We start from the raw sequence: 4,082 nt of genomic DNA, 5'->3' as shown, positions 1-4,082 counted from the left end.
GCTGCTGAACCAAGCACCGATACGCAGCAAGGCGCAGACGATCGTGCTGTAGTGGAAAAAACTGGCCACTCACCACGGACCACCGACCACCGCGATCACGAAGTGCTGTTGCGCTTCGGCGATCGCACATGGCGCATCCGAGGTCTCGGGAAAAACCTCAGCTACGAGCGGCTCAAGGTCAACGTGTTGGTGGCCCGGGGGGAGCGCTTTCACGTGGATACGTTGGAGCTGTACAGCTCGCGCCAACGTCTGGTTTTTCTCAAGCAGGCGGCGGTGGAGCTCGAGCTCGAGGAGCGCATCCTCAAGCAGGACCTGGGCAAGGTGCTCTTGAAGCTCGAGGCGCTGCAGGATCAGCAGATCAAGCAAGCGCTCGCGCCGCAGGCCAAGCGCATCGAGCTCAGCGAGGCGGACAAAAAGGCCGCGCTCGCGCTGCTGCGCGATCCGAAGCTGCTGGAGCGCTTGCTGGAAGACTTTGCCCGTTGTGGTGTGGTGGGTGAGGAGAGCAACAAGCTGGTGGGGTATCTGGCGGCGCTCAGCCGCAAGCTGGAGGAGCCGTTGGCCGTGGTGATCCAGTCCTCGAGCGCAGCCGGCAAATCGTCGTTGATGGACGCGATCCTGAGCTTCGTGCCGCCGGAGGAGCGGGTGCAGTACTCGGCGATGACGGGGCAGTCGCTCTTCTACATGGGCGAGACCGACCTGCAGCACAAGATCCTGGCGATCGCCGAGGAAGAAGGGGCGCAAAGCGCGAGCTACGCGCTCAAGCTGTTGCAGTCGGAGGGCGAGCTGACGATCGCATCGACGGGCAAGGACCCGCAGACCGGACGGCTCACCACGCACGAGTACCAGGTGCAGGGTCCGGTGATGATCTTTCTGACGACCACGGCCGTCGAGGTAGACGAGGAGCTCTTGAACCGCTGCCTTGTGTTGACCGTGGACGAGGGGCGGACGCAGACCCAAGCGATCCATGCCCGGCAGCGTGAGCGCCATACGCTCGAGGGGCTTTTGGCCCGGCAGGACAGCGGGCGGATCCTGAAGCTGCATCAAGACGCGCAGCGGCTCTTGCGTCCTCTTTTAGTCGCCAACCCTTTTGCGCCGGAGCTGCGCTTCAACGACCGGCAGACACGCAGCCGGCGCGACCACATGAAGTACCTGACGTTGATCCGCTCGATCGCGTTGCTCTACCAGTACCAGCGTCCGGTCAAGGAAGTGCAGCATCAGGGCGCGAAGCTTCGCTACATCGAGGTCGACAAGAGCGACATCGAGCTGGCGGACCGGTTGTGTGCCTGTGTCCTTCGTCGCTCGACGGATGAGCTGTCGCCGCAAGCCCGCACGCTGCTTGGAGCGATCGGGCAGCTGGTGCAGCAACGGAGCAAAGCGCTCGGCATCGACCGCAGTGACGTACGTTTTACGCAGCGGCAGCTGCGTGAGCACACGGGTTGGAGCGCCACGCAGGTCAAGGTGCAGCTGCGCCGGCTCGCCGAGCTCGAGTACGTGTCGGTGCACGGCCACCGGGACCATCGGCAGCGACTGCTGTACGGGCTTGTGTACGACTACGATGACGACCGGTCCGGTTTCCAGGTGGACCGGTCCGGTACCGGTCCGGATTCTGAAAGCCCGGTTTTGTCTAAGGATTCCGGGCGAGTGCCCCAACCGGTCCGCATTTCGGCAGGCGCTGTTGCCGGCCATGGGCTCAACGGCACATCGTACGCGCAGCCCGCGAGCTGATGCCGAGGCGCGGCCACAGGAAAGCGAAGCGGCCGGTCGGCGACCCGAACGACCCGGAGTGCCTGGGCGCATGGATGCGCCGCTATCTCGAGTGGATGCGGATCCAGCACTATTCGGAGCGCACGGTGGAAAACCGCGAGAGCTACCTGAGCTTCTTCGTACGCTGGTGCGAGCAGCGCTCGCTCGGCTATCCGCAGGAGATCACCAAGCCGATCCTGGAGCGCTACCAGCGGCACTTGTTTTACTTTCGCAAGGACGATGGCAAGGCGCTCAGTTTCCGGGCGCAGCACAGCCGGCTGGTGCCGGTGCGTGCCTTCTTCAAGTGGCTGACGCGGCACAACGTGCTTCTTTACAACCCGGCGAGTGAGCTGGAGCTGCCTCGGCTCGAGATGCGCTTGCCGCGGCACGTGCTGAGCGCCGTCGAGGCCGAGCAGATCCTGGCGATCCCGGAGGTGCGTGAGCCCCTCGGGCTGCGTGACCGGGCGATCCTGGAGGTGCTGTACTCGACCGGCATCCGGCGCAGCGAGCTGATCAAGCTCAGCGTCTATGACCTCGACACCGAGCGCAGCACGCTGATGGTGCGCCAGGGCAAGGGACGCAAGGACCGCATGGTGCCGATCGGAGCTCGAGCGATCGCGTGGCTTAGGAAGTACCTGGACGGATCGAGGCCCGAGCTTGTGATCGAGCCCGATGATGGCTCGCTCTTCCTGACGCACCTGGGCGAGAGCTTCACCCCCAGTCGTCTGACCCAGCTGGTGCGTGGCTACGTGCGAGCCGCCGAGCTCGACAAGAGTGGCAGCTGCCACCTGTTTCGCCACACCATGGCCACCCTGATGCTCGAGGGCGGGGCCGACATCCGCTACATCCAGGCCATGCTGGGGCACGTCGACCTGTCGACCACCCAGATCTATACCCAGGTCTCCATCCGCAAGCTGCAGCAGGTGCACGCCATGACGCATCCGGCCGCGCGGCTCGAGGCGCGTACGGCGTGCAGGGATCAGGGGTCGGTTGCCAGTGGTCAGTGCAGCGGCGACGACGAGCTTCCGGCTACGCCGGACGTGTTGCTCGCCACGCTCGCGTCCGAGGTCCTCGAAGAAGAGCGCGATCCCGATGAGCAGGAAAGGGGCGGAGCATGAAACGGTTGCTGACACTCGAGCTGCGTGACGAAACGCTGCGGCTGCTCGCCGTACTCGACGAACGTGGTCGGGTCGACAGGGCCCTGTACGAGCTGGTGGAGCGCCTGACCGATGGCATCCGCCGTCCCGGATCCTGGGAACGTCCATGGCTATGCCAAGCTTTCGGTCACGACTGGCTCGAGCGGCTCGAATCCGATCCCGAAATCCCCTGGGCCCAGCGTCCCCGAGCTCGCTAACCAAGTGCGGACCCGAGCGAGTTGCTTTCTTCCTTAGCCGCAGAAGCTGCGGAAGAAGCGACCAATTAGCGTGTCACGTGGGCCAGGCGCGGCATCCAGTAGCCGGGTTTGCGGCGTTGGTGTGCGAACGCGACCAATATGAGCTCGTCATCGATCAGCGCGACCACCGCATAGTAGGGGAAGGTCTTGAGCTTGAAGCGGCGCACCTCGCAGTCGACCGGTAGATCCGCAATCATGCTGCCGGCCCGGGGCATGGACAGCGCGAGCTCGATCGCCTCCTCGTAGGTCTCGAACAGTCGCTCGTCCAGGCCTTGTCTTTTGCGTGCATACCAATCGGCCGCGTCGTCGAGCTCCTGCTCAGCTTCGCGTAGCGCACGGTAGCCCCGTTTCATTACCGGCGCGTTTTAGCACGCAAGCGACGCATCATGTCCGCCCCGTCGACCAGCTCCGCCTCACCGCTTTGTATCGACCGAATGCGTCGCACGATTTCGTCACGCCACGCCGCCTCGATTTCCTCGGGCGAGTCGGAGCTCTGCTCGACCGCATCGAGCTCGGCGCGGAGCACCGCTCGCTCTTCAGCCGATAGATGCGGTAGCTGAGCAAGGATCTCTTCTACGGGGTCGCTCACAAACACAGTCTACGACCAGCAACGCCTGGGAGCCAATCCCGCCTATCCCTCGCTCGACTGGGGGGACGCGCAGCCCGCCCGGGCTAGGAGTCGCTCCGCTCGGCCCTGCGCAGAATGCACATTCTGCGCAAGGCCCGCCGGTCACAGGGCTTGCGATGGAAACCTGATGGATGCCTGCCAGCCCAACCCATCCCAGCTCCACGGCAAGGCTTCGGTGGGCAAGCCCTCGTGCCCGCCGGGTCCCCTCGCTGCACTAAACATAATCCAGTGGGATTATGTTACCTCCAGCCCGGGCGGCCTGCGCTTGTGGCCAAGACCCGTAGCGTGGTCCTCGGGAGCGTGCTTGCTGACCGGCCT

Annotated in this window: 6 protein-coding genes; 4 read left to right on the top strand and 2 right to left on the bottom strand. The window is 64.5% G+C overall.

Features of this window, described 5'->3' with window-relative positions:
• The 3 genes from MJD61_09920 to MJD61_09910 all read left to right on the top strand — a co-directional run.
• Positions 1 to 1,725 (top strand): DNA primase (locus tag MJD61_09920; protein MCG8555586.1); only part of this gene is annotated, 1,725 nt, incomplete at its 5' end.
• Entirely contained in the window at positions 1,725 to 2,861 is a 1,137-nt protein-coding gene (gene xerC, locus MJD61_09915) for a site-specific tyrosine recombinase XerC (GenBank protein MCG8555585.1), read from the top strand. The genes MJD61_09920 and xerC, both read left to right, overlap by 1 nt.
• Positions 2,858 to 3,097 carry a hypothetical protein gene (locus MJD61_09910; GenBank protein ID MCG8555584.1) on the top strand — a complete coding sequence of 80 codons (240 nt, stop codon included), beginning with the start codon at positions 2,858 to 2,860 and terminating at the stop codon, positions 3,095 to 3,097. The genes xerC and MJD61_09910 overlap by 4 nt, the downstream gene beginning before the upstream one ends.
• 65 nt (positions 3,098 to 3,162) lie before the next feature.
• On the opposite strand, the gene MJD61_09905 is transcribed toward MJD61_09910, so the two are convergent.
• Both MJD61_09905 and MJD61_09900 read right to left on the bottom strand, forming a co-directional pair.
• Positions 3,163 to 3,489 (bottom strand): type II toxin-antitoxin system RelE/ParE family toxin, encoded by a 327-nt coding sequence (locus MJD61_09905; GenBank protein MCG8555583.1) that lies wholly within the window; start codon positions 3,487 to 3,489, stop codon positions 3,163 to 3,165.
• A complete protein-coding gene (locus MJD61_09900) occupies positions 3,489 to 3,725 on the bottom strand; it encodes an addiction module protein (protein ID MCG8555582.1) in 237 nt (78 codons plus the stop codon). Before MJD61_09900 ends, MJD61_09905 begins: the two co-directional genes overlap by 1 nt.
• Before the next feature lie 166 nt (positions 3,726 to 3,891).
• On the opposite strand from MJD61_09900, the gene MJD61_09895 reads away from it, so the two are divergent.
• On the top strand, positions 3,892 to 4,082 hold a 191-nt coding region (locus MJD61_09895; GenBank protein ID MCG8555581.1), incomplete at its 3' end, for a hypothetical protein.

The sequence above is a fragment of the Pseudomonadota bacterium genome, assembly GCA_022361155.1.
Lineage (GTDB): Bacteria > Myxococcota_A > Polyangia > Polyangiales > JAKSBK01 > JAKSBK01.
The sequence above is the reverse complement of the archived record's forward strand: the minus strand, read 5'-3'. Positions and strand labels throughout refer to the sequence as shown.

Coding starts and splice junctions, on each gene's coding strand:
- xerC (MCG8555585.1), top strand. CDS start 1,725: ATGCCGAGGCGCGGCCACAGGAAAGCGAAGCGGCCGGTCGGCGACCCG.
- MJD61_09910 (MCG8555584.1), top strand. CDS start 2,858: ATGAAACGGTTGCTGACACTCGAGCTGCGTGACGAAACGCTGCGGCTG.
- MJD61_09905 (MCG8555583.1), bottom strand. CDS start 3,489: ATGAAACGGGGCTACCGTGCGCTACGCGAAGCTGAGCAGGAGCTCGAC.